The organism is Pseudomonas sp. G5001, from assembly GCF_013385475.1.
Classification (GTDB): domain Bacteria; phylum Pseudomonadota; class Gammaproteobacteria; order Pseudomonadales; family Pseudomonadaceae; genus Aquipseudomonas.
In genome coordinates this window covers 24,737-44,632 of record NZ_JACAPZ010000011.1, presented here as the reverse complement: position 1 = coordinate 44,632, position 19,896 = coordinate 24,737, and the positions used below count along the sequence as shown (strand labels likewise).

Below are 19,896 nucleotides of genomic sequence, written 5' to 3'. Positions count from 1 at the left end.
GCCACCACTGGTGGCGGGGGAAAACTGGCGGGAGATCAAGGTGAAAACATTCATAAGTCTCGCTATTGCCTCTTCATTGACGTTGTTCATCAGCCCTTGTGATGCCGCGCAGACGCGTGTGCAAGGCGATGGGCTCGTCACGCTGGGAGGCGAGATCATCGACTCGGCCTGCGGGCTGGAAGCGGTCACTGCCGATCAGACCATCGACATGCCTCCCGAACCCATCGGCCGCTTGTTGCGAGAGGGCGCGGGGCAAATGCAGCCGTTCCAGCTACGGCTGGTCAACTGCACCGTGACGCGTCCCGACCCGCTGCGCCCCGGCGAAACGCTGCCGGACTGGGAGCATCTTCGCGTGACGTTCGACGGGCCCAGCGATATGGGCGGGCGCACCTTTGCGGCCTTTGGGGCCTCGCAGGGGGTTGCTTTCCATATTGAGGACGCCGCTGGCCAGGTGAGTGTGCCGGGAGTGCCGATGGCGCTGCTGCCGGTGGTTGATGGCGACATGACACTTCATTACAGGCTCCGCCTGGTGGGCAACGGAGTGCCGCTGTTGGCAGGGGCTCACCGCGCGGCAGTGCGGTTCAAGTTGGAATACTTTTGAAGATTGAGTTGCGTGTATGTTGAATACGTCGAAAGTCATGAATACGCTGCGCCCCAGCCTCTTTGGCGGGTTGATATCACTGGCTGGAACTGCAATGGGCGCCGGGGATATTGAGTTTAATACCGACGTTCTTGATCTGATTGATCGCTCCAATATTGACCTGTCTCAGTTTGCACGCAGTGGGTTTATCTTGCCTGGCACCTACTCGATGGTGGTCCAGCTCAATACCCAACCTATATCTGAACAATCGGTGGCGTTCTTTGCCCCCGATGATGATCCCAAAGGCAGTGTGCCCTGTTTATCGCGCGAGCTTGTCGAGCAACTGGGCCTCAAGGCGTCCGGTGCTGACCAGTTGAAGTGGTGGAAGGGCGGGCAGTGCCTGGATGTCACGGGCTTGCCCGGCATGGAAGTCAGTGCCGACCTGGGCACGTCCACCCTGGACATCAACCTTCCCCAGGCCTACCTGGAATACAGCGCCATCAACTGGGACCCGCCGTCACGTTGGGACGAGGGGGTGCCGGGGCTGCTGGTCGACTACAACATGACGGCGCAGTCCAGCTACCGCAAAGGTGACGGTACGCGCAATGACCTCAGCGGTAACGGCACACTCGGGGCCAATGCCGGGGCCTGGCGCCTGCGGGCGGATTGGCAAGGGCGTGTCGAGAAAGACCGCGAGGCGCAGGCCAGCCGGCAAAAACTGGAGTGGAGTCGCTATTACGCATATCGCGCCATTCCTGCGCTGAAGGCACGCCTGGTGTTGGGCGAGGACTACCTGTATTCGGACCTGTTCGACAGCTTCCGCTTTACCGGTGCCGGGCTCAAGTCAGACGAAAGCCAGCTGCCGCCCAACCTGCGGGGCTATGCACCGGAAGTGGTCGGGGTGGCCAAGACCAATGCAAAGGTTGTCATCAGCCAGCAGGGGCGTGTGCTCTATGAGACGCTGGTGGCGGCAGGCCCTTTTCGGATCCAGGACCTTAACGACGCCGTGTCCGGCACGCTGGATGTGCGGGTCGAGGAGCAGGACGGTTCGGTACAGAAATTCCAGCTCGATACGGCAGGCGTTCCCTACCTGACGCGTCCCGGGCAGGTTCGTTACAAGCTGTCTGCCGGGCGACCGTCCAACCTGCAGTACCACTCCCACGGTGACTTTTTCGGCACCGGCGAGTTTTCCTGGGGAATCAGCAATGGTTGGTCGCTGCTGGGCGGTGCGATAACGGATAACAACTACCGTGCGCTGTCGGTGGGGGCGGGGCGGGATTTGCTGGCGTTCGGGGCCGTTTCCCTGGACGTCACCCAGTCTCGCGCCAGCCTGTGGAACCAGACACTTTCGGGCAAATCCTACCGCCTTCAATATTCCAAGAACTTTGAAGAGTACGACAGCCAGGTCACCTTCGCCGGTTACCGGTTCTCCGAGAAGAACTACTTGAGCATGAGCCAATACCTGGATGCTCGGCACTATGGGTTGAACGGTGAATTGGGTGGGCGCGGCGTGTTCGATGAAGACGGTAACTTCATTGAGCACTGGAAACCCATTGGCGGTAACAAGGCGCTGTATACGGTCACGGTGAACAAACAGTTCCGCGATCTGAACACCACGGTGTATGCCAGCTACAACAAACAAACCTATTGGAACCGGCCGGACACCCAGCGCTGGAACCTGTCGGCGTCTCGTTACTTCAACGTGGGCTCTGTCAGGAACATGAGCCTGTCGCTGAATTTATATCGCACCCATGAATACCAATATAAGGACAACGGAGCAGCGCTGACGGTCAGCCTGCCATTGGGACCCACCGGCACCCTGTCGATGGATGCCAACAGGGCCGGCGGCAAAAACAGCTTTACCACACGCTACGCCGATCGCCTGGATGAACGTAACAGCTACCAGGTCAGTGCCAGCGACACCTCGGCCAGCGGCTACCTGAGCCATATTGGTGACCAGGCCGACATCGACCTCAGCGCCACGACGCAACAAGGCAATAACCGCACCCTCAGCGCATCCGTGCGTGGCGGCGGCACGCTCACGCCTTACGGCGGGGCGCTGCATCGAACCACCAGTACCGGCGGAACCCGGCTGCTGGTCGATACCGCCGGTGTGCCCGATGTGCCCGTGCGGGGCTACGGCACGCCGACCCGCAGCAACGCGTTCGGCAAGGCGGTCATCTCCGACATCACCAGCTACCAGCGTACGGCGGCCAGTGTTGACCTGGAGAAATTGCCCAGCGATGTCGAGGCCACTCAATCCGTGACGCAACTGACCCTCACCGAGGGGGCCATTGGCTACCGATCCCTGGAAGTGATTTCCGGCCAGAAGGCCATGGCGGTTCTTCGCCTGCCGGATGGCAGCGCACCGCCCTTCGGCGCCACGGTGAAAAACCGCAAGCAGCAGGACACCGGGGTGGTGAATGACGGCGGGGATGTCTACCTGAGCGGCATTCAGGCCGGGGAGCAGATGATCGTCAGCTGGGGCGGCACCGAGCGTTGCGTCCTGACGCTGCCTGTCGAGTTGCCAACGGATGCGTTCACCGATGCCCTGCAACTGCGCTGCCAGAGGGTAGCCGTCGATCAAGCCTCACCCGAGCCAGCCAGCCTGACCGGCCAGCGAAACACTATGGAGAACCCATCCTCATGAAACACAGCACACGTTTTACCTATGCACTGCTGCTGGCGGTCTTGAGCCAGAGCGCCAACGCCGCTGTCGGCCTGGACCGTACCCGCGTGATTTTCGACGGTGGCAAAGACGCAACCAGCGTCAACATCACCAACAACAACCCCCAGTTGCCGTACCTGGCCCAGGGCTGGATCGAGGATGAAGAGGGCAACAAGATCACCTCGCCGTTGATCGTGCTGCCACCGGTCCAACGCCTGGAGCCCGGCAAGCAGAGCCAGGTAAAAGTCCAGGCGTTGCCGGCCGCCAAATCGCTGCCCCAGGATCGAGAGACGGTCTACTACTTCAACCTGCGGGAAATTCCGCCGCGCAGCGACAAGCCCAACACCCTGCAAATCGCCCTGCAAACCCGGATCAAATTGTTTTACCGGCCGCAGGCAATTACCCCCACCCAGCAGGACCTGTCCAACCCATGGCAGGAAAAGCTGACCCTTACCCGGCAAGGCGATCACTACCAGGTGAATAACCCCACGCCTTACTACGTGACCCTGGTGGATGCGCGCAGCAGCAAGGACGGCAAGACCATACCGGGCTTCGAGCCGGTGATGGTCCCGCCCAAAGGCACGCAGGCCCTGGGGCCGACTGCCAAGGAGCTCGGCACAACCCCCTATTTGTCCTACGTGAATGATTACGGTGGCCGTCCGCTGCTGGCGTTCACCTGCAGTGGCGAGACATGCAAGGTGAACACGCAACTGTCTGTGGCCAATCAGTAGTGCCTGCTGCCGGAGAACGTCATGAAGTTGCACACAGTGAAGGTCTTGGGCGGTCTGTTGCTGGCCCTGATGGGGCCGGCGCACGCCGCGGATGACGAGGATGTGGAGGGCATGGTCGGGATGCTCAACATTCTCGGGTCCATGCATGAAACCCCCTGCAGCCTGGAGATGGCATCCCTGCACCAGACGATCGACCTGGGCCCGGTATCGGCCAGCCAGTTGCAACGGCCGGGTGACCAGGCGACCTCCGTGGCCTTTCAACTGCTGTTCGAGGATTGTCGGCGCACCGCCGGCCGCATCGCCAGTGAGCGCACGGGGAACCTGACATGGAGTGCTTATCAACCGGTGCTCTCGGTGGCGTTCATCGCACCAGCCGATGCCGACGATTCACGGCTGGTCAAGGTGCAAGGCATCACCGGGATGGGCCTGCGCCTGACCGATTCCCAGGGGCGCGATGTACAGCTGGGTTCAAGGGGGGAGCCATTGTTCTTGCCCTTGGGCCGCAACACGCAGACCTGGAACGTCCAGCCCACGCGCACCCCGGCACCCCTGACCAGCGGTGCATTCCGGGCCGTGGTGGATTTCAGGCTCAATTATGAGTAAGGGCAGAACAATGACCAGGTTAACCGGCCCGTGGGCCATTTTTATCGGTGCGGGACTGCTGTGGGCGGTCAGCCAGGGCGTGCAGGCCGATACCAACCTGACGATCCGCGCGGTGATCATCGCGCCGCCGCCATGCGTGATCAACAGCGGCGGCACGCTGAATGTGCCGTTCGGCAATGACCTGCTGACGTCACGGATTGATGGCGTGAATTATCGACGGGACGTGCCGTATACAGTCACCTGCAGTCCTCCCGTTTACAGCAACGCGATGACCCTGGAACTCAAGGGCGCGGCAGCCGGGTTTGATAACAAAGTGCTCTCGACCCCCAAGACCGACCTGGGGGTCAAGCTCTTCGCCAATGGGGCGGACTGGCCGCTGAACACGCCGCTCAGGTTTACCCATCCGACCTTTCCGGCCGTGCAGGCGGTGCCGGTCAAGCGCGCAGGCAGCACGCTGACGGGCGGGGCATTTGCGACCGCCGCCACCCTCGTGATCGAGTACCAATAATGAGGAAACGATCAATGAAATGTTGGCCACAGCGAACGTTGCTCGGCTTGTGTTGCTTCGGCTTTTTCAGTGCTGCGTCGGCCAACCTGACGTTCAACGGAACGCTGAACGAGCCGCCGCCCTGCACGATTGATTCGGGCAGCACGATTGAAGTCGATTTCGGGGATGTCGGCACCAAGCGTGTCGATGGCGTGAAATATCGCAGGGCCGTCGGCTACACCATCCGCTGCGGCGCCTCCACGCTGCCGTGGCTGTTGAAGTTGAGCGTCAAGGGCGCAGAGACAAGCTTTGATAACGCGGCCCTGCAGACCACTGCGCCTGACTTGGGCATTCGGCTGTACCAGAACAACGCGCCGTTTCGCCTCAACACGCCGCTGGACATCAGCCTGGCGGCACCGCCGACCTTGGAAGTGGTGCCGGTCAAACGGCCGGGTTCGGTCCTGAAGGCCCAAGGGTTCACGGCGGTGGCCACGCTGTTGGCTGAATACCAGTAGGAGTCGAGTGTATGCGACACGCAATGATTCATAAGGGCCTGGTCCTGCTGCTGACCTTCGGCCTGGCGGCCACGGCGCAGGCGGTGGACAACCTGAGGTTCAAGGGCAACCTGGTGGAACAGGCCTGCACCATCCGCCCGGGCGATGAAGCCATCACCCTGGAGCTGTGGGACCTGACCAGCAAGCACCTCTACATCAACACACGCTCAGTGGGCAAACGTTTCACCCTGCACCTGGATGACTGCAATACCACCATCAGCGACTCGGTGACCATCCTGTTCAACGGTGCGGAAAACCGCGCGCTGCCCGGTTTGTTTGCGCTGGATGGTGGCAGCGGTGCCTCTGGCATCGGGCTGGGTTTGGAGACACTGAGCGATAAGCCGGTGCCGGTGAACAAGGTCGGCGACGAACAGAAATTGAGCCCCGGCAACAACGTCATCCTGCTCAAGGCCTATGTGCAGGGTGAGCCGGATGCCCTGCGGGACAAGACCATCGGGCACGGCAGCTACCGTGTGACTTCGACGTTTACGCTGGATTATCCGTAACGCTAAACCGTTATGCATGGGATGAAAGAGAACAACATGAAACGACTATTTGGAGCCGTTGTGCTGCTTGCCCTGGCTGGCGTCACGACGACCGTGAAAGCGGCTGATTGCCGGGTCAATGGCGGCAATTGGCAACGGGTGAGCATTGGCGGGACGTTGAACCTGCAGGTTCCGGTGAATGTGCGGCTGGAGGTGAATGAGCCGCGCATTCTCCTGTCCGGGGTGAGGATCGAATGCCGGTTTGAACCGGACAGCTATACCCCGGATGGACGGCAGGACTACTGGGCCACCGGGACGAGGATCGGCCCGGCCTGGTCGCCTGGTCCGAAGTTCGTCAGCCAGACGACCGGCTTGCGTATCAATGGCAGTTATTGGAACACGCCTATCCAGGCGGGTATCAGGATTGCGACCATGCCTAACAATACGTCTCCGATCCCGATCGATGTCATCCCTTATATATTGATCCGCAACAACCCGACCAACCCGATCGACATTCGAATAGGTGACACTCTGGGCGTGTTACGTCTCGACCAGACCAACAACTACGATTCCTTTTCCACGAGCCTGCAGCTTACGTACATCGCCAACAACGACTTCACCATCTCCCCGTCGTCGTGCACGATCAACAATAACCAACCGATCGAAATCAACTTCGGCAACGTGCACCAGAGGGCGATAGGCACCGACCCCGTATCAACCACCGTTCGTACCGATCGCACGCTCACCTACCGGTGCCCGGACCCGGGGATTACCACGCCGATCACCATTACCTACAAAGGCACGCCGTCCTCGTTCAACGCCAATGCGCTGGTGATGAGCAATCCGAACGTGGGCACGGCCCTTGTCCGTCAGGGGACTGCGGTTCGAGTCAATGGCTCGTTCCTGACCCGTATCACCAACAGTTCCGGGAGCGACGTTGTAACGTTCGCCCTGGTCAAGCAGGCGGGGTCCCTGCCTGTCGAGGGGCCGTTGAACGGCAGCGGCGTACTGGTAATGGGGGTGCCATGACACACCTATACGGTCAGACCTGGCGCGTGACGCGGTTACGTTGTTGGCTGTGGCGTTCCAAAGCCTGGTGGGTCAACTCGCGCATCCATTGTTTTTCGCGGTAGCCCAGTTCGTTGAGCAGCAGGTTGTAGCTGTCGTCCGTCATGGGTTGCCCGGTCAGCACTTGTGGGTGCGGCACACCCAGGGCGTCGGCGAGACCGATCAGCGTGAGCCTCAACGCTTCCTTCTGCTCGGCGGGTAAGCCGTTGGCCTGGGCCAGCCTGGCCTGGGCTTCCTGCAGTTCATCAAGGCGTGCGCATTGCTCGTCGAAATGCCGAGCATTGGCCTCAAGGGTGTTCGGGTGGTGGTCGTGCAGGTACTGTTCCCAATAGGGCTCCAGCAACATCTGGTTGACCAGGCCATCGCCTTCGCCCAGCTCCAGCACCGTGCTGTAGGCCTGTTCGATCTGCGTGGGTTTTACGTCGCCGGTGTCGCGGTACAGCATGTGTTCCGACAGCCAGGGCAGGTCGAGGCGCTTGGCCAGGGAGGTCTGGTAGCTCAGGTAGACCTCCACGTCGTCCACGTTACCCATCACGCCCTCCCGTCGTTGCGAACGCAGCCATTGGCCGAGGCCGCCTTCGGCTTCCGGTTTGAGCCGATGGGCAATGTCCTCGCTGGCGATGCGGTTCAATTGCTTGAGCCGTGCATTGCCCTTTGCCAGCGTCACCAGTTTGCCCTCGCGCTCGCTGGCCGAGGCGGAGTAACGCTGGGCTTCGCTGACCAGCACTTCGATGCCCAGGTCATTGAAAATCTGTGCACTGCCGTCGGCGCACAGGCCGGGAAAACTGGCCATCTTGAACAGCTTTTCACGCAGCGCCGTATCGTTGTGGGCCGCCTCCAGCAAACGCCAGACGCGCTCGCGCAACGTTTCAAGATTGTCCCAATAGGTGTCCATGTCCTGGGGCCGCTGGAAGAAGTCGGGCGCTTCAAGGGCCTTGATCACCTCGAACAAACCCTGGGAGCCGTGCTCGCGCTCCACCGCTTGCCACAGCTCCTGGCGCCTGCCCAGTAACGGCGGCCTGACCCGTTCCAGCCACGGGCCGCTCTCTCCACGGGGTTCATAGCTGCGGTTGGGGTCCAGGCCGGCCGCTTCGCGGTACTGCTCGTATAGCAGGCGCTGGTCGTTGAGCAGGGTGTTGCGGTCCAGGCGGGTATGGGCGACGGTCCGGGCCTCGGCGCTATCGGCCATGAGCGCTGGCACATGATCAATCCGGGTTTGGCTCAGGTCCAGCAGGAAACCCTCCTCCCGTGGGTGGGCAAACAGCCCGGTGGGCCATTGGGTGATGGGGGTGCGGCTCAGGAACAGGCGGCGCAGGTGCGGCATTTTCGAGATGTTCGGTGGCTGCGTCAGCGGGTTGCGGTACAGGTTCAGGTTGCGCAGGTGCTTGAGGTTTTTCAGGCGCGCAACGTCGCCGTTGAGCAGCGTGATCTGGTTTTCCCCCACGTTGAGGTCGCGCAGGTAGCGCATGTTGGCGATGGGCTCGGGCAGCCGCGTCAGTTCGTTCGCACTGACGTCCAGCTCTCGCAGGGACGGGAATGCCTGCAGAAAGGGCCACTGGCTGTCGTTGAACATGCAGTTGGCCAGTTTCAGTTGGGTGACGTGCTCGAAACCATTGCCCAGCAGCGGCAGGCTGCCGGGCAGGTCGAGGGCGCTGAGGTCCAGGCTCGCGCCGCTCTGCACCTGGCCCAAGTCGTCGCGGTGCTCGGCGAGGCGGTCTTCCCAGCAGCGATAGAGTTTGTGCGCAATGATATTTTTACGCAGTTTTTCCTCCCGGGCCATGCGGCTGTTTTTGGGATGGGGGCCGGGCAGGCGCTTCCATTGCTCCAGCTCCCGGTACAGGTTGTGCCGCTGCAGGACCAGGCGATTGAGGACATCGTTGTTCAGCCCCGGGCCGATCTCATTGAGGAACCGCTGCAGGCGTTCCTCCTCCAGGGTCGGGAACAGACTGGCCAGCACCTCCCGGGCGCGGGCCTGGCCCAAGTGCTCCTGGGCGCGGCGCAACCCGCCGAGGGCCGCGCCGCCGAGCAGGGTGGTGGTCTGCACATCTGCCGTACTGCGCAGCGGTGGCTCGGCCAGCACCCGGCGCCGTTCGGCCAGGGGTTCGAGGGTTTCCATCAGCCAATGCTTGAGCCCGGCGCCCTGGCCGGGCCGGTAGCCCAGTTCACGTTGCTGCGCTTCGGACAGCGCGCGCAACAGGCATTCATACAGGGTATCCGGCCCATGCAGGCGCTGGCCCTGCTGATCGAACAGTTCGTAGCCCACGTCGTTCTGGCGCACCAGCACCCGGCGCCGGCGGGCATCGGCCGGCCCGGCTTCACAACGCAGCGTACCGCTGACCAGGCGATCGCGGATTTGCAGGTGCAGGTCGCCAAAGCCATCGCTGTAGCGCTTGAGGGTATTGAGCACCAGGCGCTCGGTACCTTCGGTGATCGCCCAGGGCGGGAAGAACCCCGCGTAGGCCTGGACACTGTGCTGGGCGAAGCTCAGTTCCCTGGCCTGATTGAGCAGGCGCAGCGGTACGTGGTGGTCCAGGGTTTGCCGTTCGGCCGGGGTTGTGCCGGCCAGCAGGGTGTCGGCCAGCGGCCGGTCCAGCGGGCTGGCCTGTTCGCGCAAACGGCGTTCATGGGGATCGGCGCTGACCTGGCGGGCCTGATGGATGTAGTCGGCGATGTCACCGGTCTGGCGCGCCACCGAGTCCGCCAGTTGATCGCGCAAGGTTTGCACGCGCAGTGCTTGCGGCACGTCGCCGCCCAGCAGGTGCCTGATCGACGGCTCATCGAGAAACTCCAGCACCCGCGCCGGCAACTCGCCGGACATCACCTCGGCCAGGCTCAATTGCAGCGTGTCGGCCGGCGATGCCTGCGGGTTGGCGTACTTGTGGGAGTCACCGCTCTTGTCCGAGCGCACGAACACTTCCAGTGCCTTGGTTTGGGGCCAGCCCGGCAGCTCGGTGATGGTCTGCTCGAACCAGGCGGACGTCGCATCCAGCGGCAGCGGTGCGCCGGCGCGAATGGTGTGCACGGTCTGTGTGGCAGCGCGCTGGGCTTCATAGCGATTGAGGGTCGCTTCCAGCAGCGGCGGGGTCGGCCGGTTTTGCACGTAAAGGTTGCGCAGCACACCGTCGTCGGCACCGCTGATGCGTTGCATCTGCTGCAGTTGCTGGTTGCTGAAGGGCGCCGTGCGCGGCCCCAGGCGGCGCATCAGCGTGGCGCTGTCCCAGGTGCGCGGTTGCTCGGCTTCATGTACGAAGGCGCCGTCGCCGTTGAACCGCACCAGGGGTTGATAGGCGTTGGCGCGCTCCGGGTGAGCGATACGCGTGTCGCCGGTTTCAGGGTCTGCCTGCACTTCGAAGTGAGCACCTTGCAGCGCGAGGATCTGCTTGCCCTGATGGGTGTGCAGGCCGTCGACAATGGGCGGCTGGTCGAGGTTTTTCACAGCATAGGGCGCAATATCCGGGTGCCACAGGCGCGTGCTGCCGTCGGGCCGCACCACCGGGCGCAAGCCTTCGACGAAGGGGCTGAGCTTGAGCCGTGCGACATGGCCCAACTGGCTGGCAGCACCGAACAAGGCAAACTGGATCACGCTGTCGGCCACCGCGACCACTTGCTCCGCCGCCTCGGCACCACGCCCCTGGGCCCAATCGACAATCCCCTCGAACACCTCGTCGGTGATCTGGTACAGGCTGTAGGCGAGCATCGCTTCACCCAGCAGCGGCACGAAGGGCGTCAGCACCAGCAGCGCCGCATTGAAGATATCCCCGAGGATTTTTTCCAGGTTGTCCCACCAGGCCCAGCGCGCGTGGCGGTCGGCGGTGGCGGTGGGCACGGCGATGTCCAGGGCATCGTTGACGATCTTGTTCAACTTGAGGCGGTACTGGTAATTCCACAGGTCATTTTCGGCGGCGAGCGTTGAGCGATTGACGTGATCGTCACCGATAGCCTGCACGCTGAATTGCAGGTTTGGCTGGGTGATCGGAGTGTCGCGCCAGCTGGGGCGCGGGTCGGTGTGGGCGGTTTGATGCCAGCGCACACGGCTCAAGCGTGTATTGAGTCCGGCAAAGAATTCACCGCGCCTGGCGTGGTCGATGAACTGGCTGAAGAAGGTCTGGTAGCGCTGGCTGTCCCGCAGTTTTTCCGTGAGGTGGCTGAGGAAGGCCGCAGGCGAAGGGTATTGCTTCAGAGGGTGTTCGGGGTCTGCGGGGATGTACACCAGCACCTTGCCGACGGGCCGGGTGGGCTGCGGGACAAACAGCAACAGGATGCCGGTCAATGCCGTGTTCATCAGGCTCAGGGTATGGCATTCAAGCGCCTGACCGTCCAGCAGCGCGACGCGGCCGGCGATCAGGTCGAGCACGGCGCCGTGGGCATCGGCGTCGATGTCCCGGTTGATCAAGGCCAGGTGCGCCGCCGTACCCAGGGCAGTCTTCTGAGTGGCAATCATCTGCAGGCGCACGGCCCGGGTCACCGCCGGGTCATAGAATCCCAGGGCCTGGCGCAGGCTTTTCTGGTAGCGGGCGCCCAGGTCCAGGGTGCGGCAGATGTGCTTGAACTGTTCAGCGGTCAATACCGCGCCGGTGATGGAGTGGCGCAAGGTCAGTGTATCCCGCTGCCCGCGTGGGTCTTCGGCGGACAGGAAGGCGTAGTCGACGAAGGTGTCCGAGGCGGCAAAGTTGGCCAGCGCGACGTCCAGCAGCGACAGGGTTTTGCTTTGCTCCCCACGATTGAAATCGTGCACCCACCAGGCAACTTTGGCGCTGGCATACAGCCGCAGGCAGGTGGTTCTGACGTCGATCTCGCCATAGGCCTTCAAGGCATTTTTCAGCAGCGGTTCGGCGAAGGCATACACGTCGGTCAATGCCTGGAATCGCTGGTCCATCGCAGCCTGCTGCTGCCAGTGTGCGGCGATCGCGGGCTTGAGCGCTTGATGCTGGTTGGCGCTGGCATGGGGATAGTGGCGGATGCCTTGGCGGGCGACGTCGTTGAGTGCGCGCAAGCGGAGTGGCGAGGTGGTTTTCAGCCAGTGCGGCAGGGCGTTTTCGATAAACGCGTGGTGCAGGGACTGGTCGGGTATGTCGGCCATGGGGGCAACCTGTAGAGCTCAAAAAGAAGGCTTGAGTCTATGCACCGGCACGGCTGCGGATAAGTTTGAATAGTGGGTGGAAACCGCGGCGGATCCCTCAGTAATCCGCAAGTGAAAAGCGCAGGGATAGGCCCATCAGCGCACGCTGCATAAGCTGTTGTTGCCCGGTTGCAGATAGGGCGTAAGAATCGGCGCCATGCCCTTGAGTACCTGTACCGGCAACGCCGAAGTGAACTTGAAACCCTGGGCCGAAGCGCCGGGGACGAAGGCGGTCAGCGTGCCGAAATGATGCTCGCCGATGTAGAACACGAAGGTCGCCGTGCGGTTGATCGCCTTGGAGCTGAGAATCCGCCCGCCGGCGCCGATGGCTTCGATCCGGTTGTCGCCGGTACCGGTCTTGCCGCCCATGGCCAAAGGCGTACCGTCCGCCAGTTTGAAACTGCCGGACACGCGTCGTGCAGTGCCCGCGTCCACCACCTGGGACAGCGCCCCCTTGAGTGCCGTGGCCACCTCGGAAGGCATCACGCGCTTGCCGCGATTGGGGTCGTTGACCAAGCGGGTTTCGTACGGGGTGTCGGCGGCAAAGCGCAGGCTGTCGATACGCAGGGTGGGTTGGCGCACGCCATCGTTGAGGATGATCCCCACCAGTTCCGCCAGGGCCGCCGGGCGGTCGCCGGAGCTGCCGATGGCCGTGGCAAGCGACGGCACCAGATGGTCGAAGGGGTAGCCGACTTTCTGCCAGCGCTGGTGAATATCGAGGAACGCTTCGATCTCCAGCATGGTGCGGATGCGGCTGTCGCGGGCACTCTTGTGGCGGCTCTTGAACAGCCAGCTGTAAACCTCCTGGCGCTCGTGTTCACTGGCGGCGGTGGCCTGGGTGAAGGTGGCGTCGGGGTTGTTCAGCAGGTAGCCCATCAGCCACAGATCCAGCGGGTGAACCTTGGCGATATAGCCTTGGTCAGGCAGGTCGTAGGCGCCGGGGCCGTAATTCTGGTAGAGCTTTTCGAGGCGCTCGTCGGTGAGTTTTTCAGGGCTTTTGACGCTGCTCAAGTGCGAGCGGACGAAGCTGTTGAAACTCGCCTGGCTGGCGTTGGGCAGCAGGTAGCGGTGTACGGCGGCCAGGCGAATGGCGGTGGGGTGCATGCTGTCGAGGAAGGTGTCGAGGCGCGCCTGGGTGTTCTTGTTGCGGTATTTCTTCCAGAACTTGAGCAGGAAGGTGGTGCCTTCGCGGTCGGCGAATTTGGCCAGGTATTCCTGGCGCCTCGGGTCACTGTCGTCCTTGAGCAACTCGGCACTGTTGTTCGCACCGTGATAGGTGCTGTAGCGCACCAGGTCACGCATCAGGCGAATGAACGGCAAGTTGATCGACTCGCGCAGGGCTTCGATCAACGTGGGATTGCGACCGTTGTCCTGGCTGCGGAAGTTATGGAAGTGGTGCATGCCGCCGCCGGTGAAAAAACCTTCGCCGGTGTTGGCCGAGTATTGGCGATTGAGGGCGGCGTCGAGCATGGCCGGCAGGTTGCGGTCGCTGTTCTGGGCCAGGTAGTCGAGGGCCCAGCGGGTAATGCGGTCCGTGTCCTCGACCGGGACTTTGCGCAGCTCGGCGGCAGGTGTCGCAGCGTATTTATCATGCAGCTCGCTGACGATTTGCAGGTAGGTGGTCATCACCCGCAGCTTGGCGGTTGAACCCAGTTCCAGCTTGCTGCCTTCGTTGATGTCGAATGGCTGGTCGGTGCTGTCTGTTTGCACGCGCACGCGGGCACCGTCGGGTGTCATCTCGTAGAGGTTGAAACTGTAGCGAACCTGAGCGGTGCTGGCGGGCGTCAGCAGCGTGGGCCCGAGCAGGCCGATCTGCGCGGCGAAAGTGGGATCGGCGAGTTGCTTGAGGTACGTGCTGGCCTGGCTTTGCAGGTCGGCTTGCAAGGTGCTCGTGGCAGAGAGATCGAGTCGATCGAGGTCGTACAGCGGCTGGTTGAGCAGGGCGGCCAGGCGAGTGCGGGCGACGCTGATGCCCTTGTTGGTTTCGATTGGCTGGATCGTCGGTTGTTGCTGCCAGTCACGGTAGGTGACTTTGCTGGCGAGGGCTGCGCTGGCCAGCGCCGGGTCGATCACGTTGTTTTGTGCGAGCAGGCGGATGTGGCTGTCGGTGAGGTCCGCCAGTTCCTTGTGGCCCTTGGACAGATAGTGAGACGGGCGACGCTGGGCGATCATCAGCGACAGCACCTCGCGCAACGCCAGACCCTTTTGCGGCAGCTGTTTGGGGTCGGTGCCGATGAGCAGCGCGTTTGTCTGGTTGAAGTCGGCGCCGTACCACACGCGCAAGCCTTCGGCCATGCCGTGCACTTCGCCATGGCCGGGTACCGCCGACAGGGGCACGCTGTTGAGGTAGTCGCGCACGATGTCCTGGCGAGCGGCAAGGGTTTGCGGGCCGTCCTGATACGCGCGCACGCTGGCAGAAATCATCTGGCGGATTTTCTCGCCGCCGGACAGGGTCAGGCCGTCGGGCGAGTGGCGGTATTTTTCCAGCTGCGTGGCCAGGGTACTGCCGCCTGCCGTCTGGCCGGGCAGGTGCAAAAGCTTCGCCACCTGGGACCAGGCGGCCTTGGCAAAGCGCGGCCAATCCACGGCCGGGTTGAGTTGCGGGTTTTTCGGGTCCAGCAGGTCGCGGTCTTCGATAAACAGCAGGCTGCTGACCACCACCGGCGGGATCGCCGCAAAGCTTGGGTAGAACTGTTGTGGATACGTGAACTGATACAGCGGTGCGGCGCGGCAATCGGTGATGGTCAGGCCGGCCTGGATTTTTTCCGGGTAGGGCACGAACAGGCCGCGCTGGGCGTAGGTCATCAGGTCGGGGGAGAAGCGCGCTTGAGCCTGGATCAGGTAGTCACGCTTGATCAAGCGCGGCAGGAACTCGCCGAGGGCGCTGTAGCCCAGGCGCTTGTCAAAGGGCCCGGCGCCAGGGTAAACCCGCGCATCGCTGGGGCCCGAATGCATTTGGTAGGTGAGGGTTGAGGCAATGTCGGAGAAGGTTTTGGCCTGCAACCTTGAAGTGCGCATTTCCCGCAGGGCGGCAAAGCCCAGGGCGATCAGCGCAATCAGCAGCACCAGCCAGAACAGCCGCCACCACAACCGTCGGCGGGGAGGAGGGCTTTGTGGCAACGGCTGTTCATCCGGGCTATCGGTGGATACCGCAGCCTTGGTCGAAGCGTTTTGCCATAAAGCGCCCATAGTCGATTGATCCATTTACGCAGATTGATCGGACTTGGTTGAAGCTTAGACGGTGGTGGGCGAGTGGGAGGAATTTGTGAGGGTGATGCTGTTTGTGGCGAGGGGGCTTGTCCCCCGTTGGGCTGCGCAGCAGCCCCAAAACCTGCCATGAAGATCTTCCTGAAGAAATGCGGTGTGTTTACTGGGGCTGCTGCGCAGCCCAACGGGGGACAAGCCCCCTCGCCACAGACAAGCCCTCTCCACACAGGAAAAATCAGAGCCAGGCTGCGTCCCATAGTGGGTAGTCACCAATATGTTCGACCAGGCCCGCTCGCAGAGGATTGGCGATGATGTAGCGGGCAATTTTGCGAAGGTCTTCATCGCTACGCACTGCTCGGTCATGGTAGCCAAGTTGCCAGAATCGTTCTTTGCTGCCGCGTGCGCGATTAATGGTGAGGGTGCTGCGGGATTTGGTACGTCCCACAGCCTGCGACAACGTTGTGCCTTGCAGCTCAAATAGCCAATGAAAGTGATCAGGCATGACGACCCATGCCAGAGAGTCGACCATTCCCAATTCATGGGTCTTCCTGAATTCTGCTACCAGTAGTCTTCCCAAATGGAAGTCTTTGAACAGGGGTTGCCGGTTGTGAACCACGGCGGTAATCAGATAAGGACGGCCAGATTCTGAATGTCGACCACGGCGTAACAGATGAGAGTTGGGTTGATGAAGCATTCCTTTGCTCCTTGAGGGGAAGTAGTCAATTGACGTTAGCAGCTGCTGTGGAGTGCTCTCTTGCAGTTCAGTGTCGGCGTGTTTCTCGAAGGTAGATTTGTGGCGAGCGGGCTTGTCTGTGGCGAGGGGGCTTGTCCCCCGTTGGGCTGCGCAGCAGCCCCAGTAAAGACACCGCATTTTTCCGGATAGAACTTATGGCAGGTTTTGGGGCTGCTACGCAGCCCAACGGGGGACAAGCCCCCTCGCCACAGACAAGCCCCTCGCCACAGACAAGCCCGCTCGTCACAGATAACCCCGCCACATAACCCCAAACCGTCGAGCTAGAGCCTCCCCCACCCGTAAACCCGCCAAAGGTAGGGGCATGACGCTGCACCATTACCGTGCAATACTCGCCGCCGTTTGGTGGCGATGATTCCTACGCTAACCAGGTGATGCTCCTCCGCAAAAGGCGCCTTTACCGAGAGTTCCCGCTGAATCTTGCCGTTTATAGAGTGAAAACCCCTGGGTTTAGCTTTTTATACTGCACCCCCGCTGATCTGGCCCGGCCAGACCGTTTTACCCAAAAGGTGATCCGGCAACGGTACGCCATGGCAGACCCGCCATGACGCCCCGGACTCGGTGGCTCATATCCAATAACAAGACGAGGTTGTATCCCTATGCCAGCTGGCAATCATCTGCCCCACGGCGAGACCGCTCAGGGCGGTCCGCTGAAACGCGAACTCGGCGAACGGCATATTCGCCTGATGGCCCTCGGTGCATGCATCGGCGTCGGCCTGTTCCTAGGCTCGGCCAAGGCCATTGAAATGGCCGGCCCGGCGATCATGCTGTCGTACATCATCGGCGGCCTGGCGATCCTGGTGATCATGCGCGCCCTCGGCGAGATGGCTGTGCACAACCCGGTGGCCGGTTCGTTCAGCCGCTACGCCCAGGATTACCTCGGCCCGCTGGCGGGCTTTCTCACCGGCTGGAACTATTGGTTCCTGTGGCTGGTGACCTGCGTGGCAGAAATCACGGCCGTCGCCGTGTACATGGGCGTGTGGTTCCCCGATACACCCCGCTGGATCTGGGCCCTGGCAGCACTGATCAGCATGGGCACCATCAACCTGATCGCGGTCAAGGCCTTCGGTGAGTTCGAGTTCTGGTTCGCACTGATCAAGATCGTCACCATCATCGCCATGGTGATCGGCGGCGTCGGCATCATCGCGTTCGGCTTTGGCAACGATGGCGTGGCCCTGGGCATTTCCAACCTGTGGACCCACGGCGGCTTTATGCCCAATGGCGTGCAGGGTGTGTTGATGTCCCTGCAGATGGTGATGTTCGCCTACCTGGGCGTGGAGATGATCGGCCTCACCGCCGGTGAAGCGAAGAACCCGCAGAAGACCATCCCGAGTGCCATCGGCTCGGTGTTCTGGCGCATCCTGCTGTTCTACGTCGGTGCGTTGTTCGTGATCCTGTCGATCTACCCGTGGAACGAAATCGGCACCCAGGGTAGCCCGTTCGTGATGACCTTCGAGCGCCTGGGTATCAAGACCGCCGCCGGCATCATCAACTTCGTGGTGATCACCGCAGCGTTGTCGTCGTGCAACGGCGGTATCTTCAGCACCGGGCGCATGCTCTACAGCCTGGCGCAGAACGGCCAGGCCCCGGCCACGTTCGGTACCACCTCGAGCAACGGCGTGCCGCGCAAGGCGCTGCTGCTGTCGATCTTCGTGCTGTTGCTGGGCGTGCTGCTCAACTACATGGTCCCGGAAAAAGTCTTCGTCTGGGTCACTTCCATCGCTACCTTCGGCGCGATCTGGACCTGGCTGATGATCCTCCTGGCCCAGCTCAAGTTCCGCAAGAGCCTGACCCAGGCCGAACGTGACGGCCTTAAATACCGCATGTGGCTGTACCCGGTCAGCTCCTACCTGGCCTTGGCGTTCCTGGTGCTGGTGGTGGGCCTGATGGCGTACTTCCCGGACACCCGTGTGGCGCTCTACGTGGGGCCGGTGTTCCTGGTGCTGCTGACGGTGTTGTTCTACGTGTTCAAGTTGCAGCCGACTCAAGCGGCGGCACGCACCGCGAGCTGAGTTTCCTGCGCTCAACAAAAAGCCCCTTACGGGGCTTTTTGTTTTTCAGGCGGTGGCGGGAGGCGCCGGTTGGGTGAGCCGCTTGTTCAAATCCAGCCAGGCCCCCAGCAGCGCCATCAGCCCGGCGCCTACCAATGCGGTGAAGATTTGCATGGCGAAGGCATCGCCGGTGATCGCATTGATCATGTCCGCCAGCGGTGCCAGCAGCACCCCCAGGCAGAACACCTCCAGGGAGTAGCGGCCCATGCGGCAGGTTTGCTGCGCCAGCCAGTTTTGCGTCCAGGCGTGGCCAGGCAACAGCTTGGCGGTGACATAGGCCAGGGCCAGGAAGTGCAGCAAACGCACGGGCGACAGGTTGGTCTTGCTGATGGGGTACAGCAGGTCACTGAGCGCCGACGGCATCAGCGCGTCGTGGATTTCCGGCCAGCGCCACGAGAGCGTGAGAACCCCCGCCACCAGCGCATACACCGCCGCAGCGACGAACAATGGCTGACGCAACAGGCGCCGAGTCTCGACAGGGCGGGGTTGCCCGGCATGAATCGCCGCCGCGCCGCCCAGCACAAACAGCAACTGCCAGGTCACCGGATTGAAATACCACACGCCGTCGGCAATCGCCGCCAGGTTCCAGCCCAGGTGCGGGGCCAGCAAGTACACCGCCAGCGAAACAGCCACCACCGCCCAGGTCTTGCGCAACAGCAACGGCAACACCAGCGGCAGGCAACCCAGCAGCACGATGTACAGCGGCAGCGGGTCCATCAGGTTGGGTTTGAAGCGCAACAGCAGTTCATCCACCAGGGCTTGCTGGGGATGAGTGACGAAGTGCGTCAGGCCCATCTCTTCAACGAGGTCGCGGGTTTCCACATGGCTGTTGGCGAAGAACACGATGCCCATCAGCATCGCCAGCAGGAAGATGTGCACCACGTACAGCACCCAGGTGCGCCGCCAGATCTTCACGCAGGCGATCAGATAACCGTCGCGCTGCAGGATCTTGCCGTAGGCCAGCACGGCCGCATAACCGGCCAGGAACACGAAGACTTCCGCCGCGTCGCTGAAACCGAAGTTGCGCAAGGTGATCTGGCCCAGAGGGTTGTGGGGCACGTGATCCCAGAAAATAAAGATCAACGCCAGGCCCCGAAAAAAATCGATGCGCGGGTCGCGTCCGTTCAACATGGCAGCGGGCTCTTGAACAAGGGGTTTAGTAATGACAAGTGGACGACGGCTTCAGTCGAGCCGTACGTCGGGCGGGCGCAGGTTGGCGGTATTTGTAAGCAATTGCAAAGCTGAGTTTTTTGCTGAATGTCTCATCGCTTTGTTTAAACGTCGATGATCACCAGCGTGCCTTGGCTGCCGGCGAGTACCGCGTGGGCGATGCCGGCTTCAACCAGGTACATCTGACCGGCGCCGACGTCGATGGCCTCCTCGCCAATAGACAGGCGCAAAAGACCGTCGATCACCAACAGCCCTTCGTTGTAGTCGTGGGTTTCTTCTTCATAAGCCTGTGCATCCATGCGCAGCACCTTGATCCGCGCCGGGCCGACCTGGCCCACGCGCGTGGATTTCCAGGTGTCCGGCAGTTGGGCGGCAAGGGCGGTGAAGTCGAGTAACGGCATGGTGAAGCTCCTTGTTTCAAC

At 62.0% G+C, this 19,896-nt stretch carries 14 protein-coding genes; 9 read left to right on the top strand and 5 right to left on the bottom strand.

Annotated elements, in window-relative coordinates; all coding sequences use genetic code 11:
- Positions 1 to 40 precede the first annotated feature (40 nt).
- The 8 genes from HX805_RS10310 to HX805_RS10275 are packed head-to-tail and all read left to right on the top strand — an operon-like array spanning position 41 to position 7,137.
- Positions 41 to 601, top strand: coding sequence for a fimbrial protein (locus HX805_RS10310; protein WP_023659209.1), 561 nt, complete (start codon positions 41 to 43; stop codon positions 599 to 601).
- A 16-nt stretch (positions 602 to 617) separates the two neighbouring features.
- A complete protein-coding gene (locus HX805_RS10305) occupies positions 618 to 3,230 on the top strand; it encodes an outer membrane usher protein (RefSeq protein ID WP_158213531.1) in 2,613 nt (870 codons plus the stop codon).
- A complete protein-coding gene (locus tag HX805_RS10300; protein WP_003216420.1) occupies positions 3,227 to 3,979 on the top strand; it encodes a fimbria/pilus periplasmic chaperone in 753 nt (250 codons plus the stop codon). The genes HX805_RS10305 and HX805_RS10300 overlap by 4 nt, the downstream gene beginning before the upstream one ends.
- Positions 3,980 to 4,000: 21 nt before the next feature.
- Positions 4,001 to 4,582, top strand: coding sequence for a fimbrial protein (locus tag HX805_RS10295; protein ID WP_003216422.1), 582 nt, complete (start codon positions 4,001 to 4,003; stop codon positions 4,580 to 4,582).
- Positions 4,583 to 4,592: 10 nt separating this feature from the next.
- Positions 4,593 to 5,090, top strand: coding sequence for a fimbrial protein (locus HX805_RS10290; RefSeq protein ID WP_177116846.1), 498 nt, complete (start codon positions 4,593 to 4,595; stop codon positions 5,088 to 5,090).
- A 14-nt stretch (positions 5,091 to 5,104) separates the two neighbouring features.
- Positions 5,105 to 5,584 carry a fimbrial protein gene (locus HX805_RS10285; protein ID WP_003216426.1) on the top strand — a complete coding sequence of 160 codons (480 nt, stop codon included), beginning with the start codon at positions 5,105 to 5,107 and terminating at the stop codon, positions 5,582 to 5,584.
- 11 nt (positions 5,585 to 5,595) lie between these two features.
- Positions 5,596 to 6,129, top strand: a complete 534-nt coding sequence (locus HX805_RS10280; protein ID WP_087692798.1) for a fimbrial protein — start codon at positions 5,596 to 5,598, stop codon at positions 6,127 to 6,129.
- A 36-nt stretch (positions 6,130 to 6,165) separates the two neighbouring features.
- A complete protein-coding gene (locus HX805_RS10275) occupies positions 6,166 to 7,137 on the top strand; it encodes a fimbrial protein (RefSeq protein ID WP_008435561.1) in 972 nt (323 codons plus the stop codon).
- A gap of 13 nt (positions 7,138 to 7,150) precedes the next feature.
- On the opposite strand, the gene HX805_RS10270 is transcribed toward HX805_RS10275, so the two are convergent.
- The 3 genes from HX805_RS10270 to HX805_RS10260 form a co-directional block, all read right to left on the bottom strand.
- Complete coding sequence (locus tag HX805_RS10270) at positions 7,151 to 12,256, bottom strand: NEL-type E3 ubiquitin ligase domain-containing protein (protein ID WP_177080124.1); 5,106 nt, start codon at positions 12,254 to 12,256, stop codon at positions 7,151 to 7,153.
- Positions 12,257 to 12,391: 135 nt separating this feature from the next.
- Positions 12,392 to 15,484 carry a biosynthetic peptidoglycan transglycosylase gene (locus HX805_RS10265; RefSeq protein WP_177080125.1) on the bottom strand — a complete coding sequence of 1,031 codons (3,093 nt, stop codon included), beginning with the start codon at positions 15,482 to 15,484 and terminating at the stop codon, positions 12,392 to 12,394.
- A 253-nt stretch (positions 15,485 to 15,737) separates the two neighbouring features.
- Positions 15,738 to 16,196, bottom strand: coding sequence for a transposase (locus tag HX805_RS10260; RefSeq protein WP_032899435.1), 459 nt, complete (start codon positions 16,194 to 16,196; stop codon positions 15,738 to 15,740).
- 656 nt (positions 16,197 to 16,852) lie between these two features.
- On the opposite strand from HX805_RS10260, the gene HX805_RS10255 reads away from it, so the two are divergent.
- On the top strand, positions 16,853 to 18,265 hold the full coding sequence (locus HX805_RS10255) for an amino acid permease (RefSeq protein ID WP_003216436.1): 1,413 nt from the start codon (positions 16,853 to 16,855) through the stop codon (positions 18,263 to 18,265).
- Between the two features lie 45 nt (positions 18,266 to 18,310).
- On the opposite strand, the gene HX805_RS10250 is transcribed toward HX805_RS10255, so the two are convergent.
- Positions 18,311 to 19,435, bottom strand: coding sequence for an OpgC family protein (locus HX805_RS10250; protein WP_177116845.1), 1,125 nt, complete (start codon positions 19,433 to 19,435; stop codon positions 18,311 to 18,313).
- Between the two features lie 143 nt (positions 19,436 to 19,578).
- Positions 19,579 to 19,875 carry a cupin domain-containing protein gene (locus HX805_RS10245; protein ID WP_003216439.1) on the bottom strand — a complete coding sequence of 99 codons (297 nt, stop codon included), beginning with the start codon at positions 19,873 to 19,875 and terminating at the stop codon, positions 19,579 to 19,581.
- Positions 19,876 to 19,896: the final 21 nt, after the last annotated feature.

What these genes read in the sequence shown, in the direction of transcription:
- HX805_RS10305 (WP_158213531.1), top strand. Translation starts at nt 618, where the DNA reads ATGTTGAATACGTCGAAAGTCATGAATACGCTGCGCCCCAGCCTCTTT.
- HX805_RS10300 (WP_003216420.1), top strand. Translation starts at nt 3,227, where the DNA reads ATGAAACACAGCACACGTTTTACCTATGCACTGCTGCTGGCGGTCTTG.
- HX805_RS10295 (WP_003216422.1), top strand. Translation starts at nt 4,001, where the DNA reads ATGAAGTTGCACACAGTGAAGGTCTTGGGCGGTCTGTTGCTGGCCCTG.
- HX805_RS10290 (WP_177116846.1), top strand. Translation starts at nt 4,593, where the DNA reads ATGACCAGGTTAACCGGCCCGTGGGCCATTTTTATCGGTGCGGGACTG.
- HX805_RS10285 (WP_003216426.1), top strand. Translation starts at nt 5,105, where the DNA reads ATGAAATGTTGGCCACAGCGAACGTTGCTCGGCTTGTGTTGCTTCGGC.
- HX805_RS10280 (WP_087692798.1), top strand. Translation starts at nt 5,596, where the DNA reads ATGCGACACGCAATGATTCATAAGGGCCTGGTCCTGCTGCTGACCTTC.
- HX805_RS10275 (WP_008435561.1), top strand. Translation starts at nt 6,166, where the DNA reads ATGAAACGACTATTTGGAGCCGTTGTGCTGCTTGCCCTGGCTGGCGTC.
- HX805_RS10270 (WP_177080124.1), bottom strand. Translation starts at nt 12,256, where the DNA reads ATGGCCGACATACCCGACCAGTCCCTGCACCACGCGTTTATCGAAAAC.
- HX805_RS10265 (WP_177080125.1), bottom strand. Translation starts at nt 15,484, where the DNA reads ATGGGCGCTTTATGGCAAAACGCTTCGACCAAGGCTGCGGTATCCACC.
- HX805_RS10260 (WP_032899435.1), bottom strand. Translation starts at nt 16,196, where the DNA reads ATGCTTCATCAACCCAACTCTCATCTGTTACGCCGTGGTCGACATTCA.
- HX805_RS10255 (WP_003216436.1), top strand. Translation starts at nt 16,853, where the DNA reads ATGCCAGCTGGCAATCATCTGCCCCACGGCGAGACCGCTCAGGGCGGT.
- HX805_RS10250 (WP_177116845.1), bottom strand. Translation starts at nt 19,435, where the DNA reads ATGTTGAACGGACGCGACCCGCGCATCGATTTTTTTCGGGGCCTGGCG.
- HX805_RS10245 (WP_003216439.1), bottom strand. Translation starts at nt 19,875, where the DNA reads ATGCCGTTACTCGACTTCACCGCCCTTGCCGCCCAACTGCCGGACACC.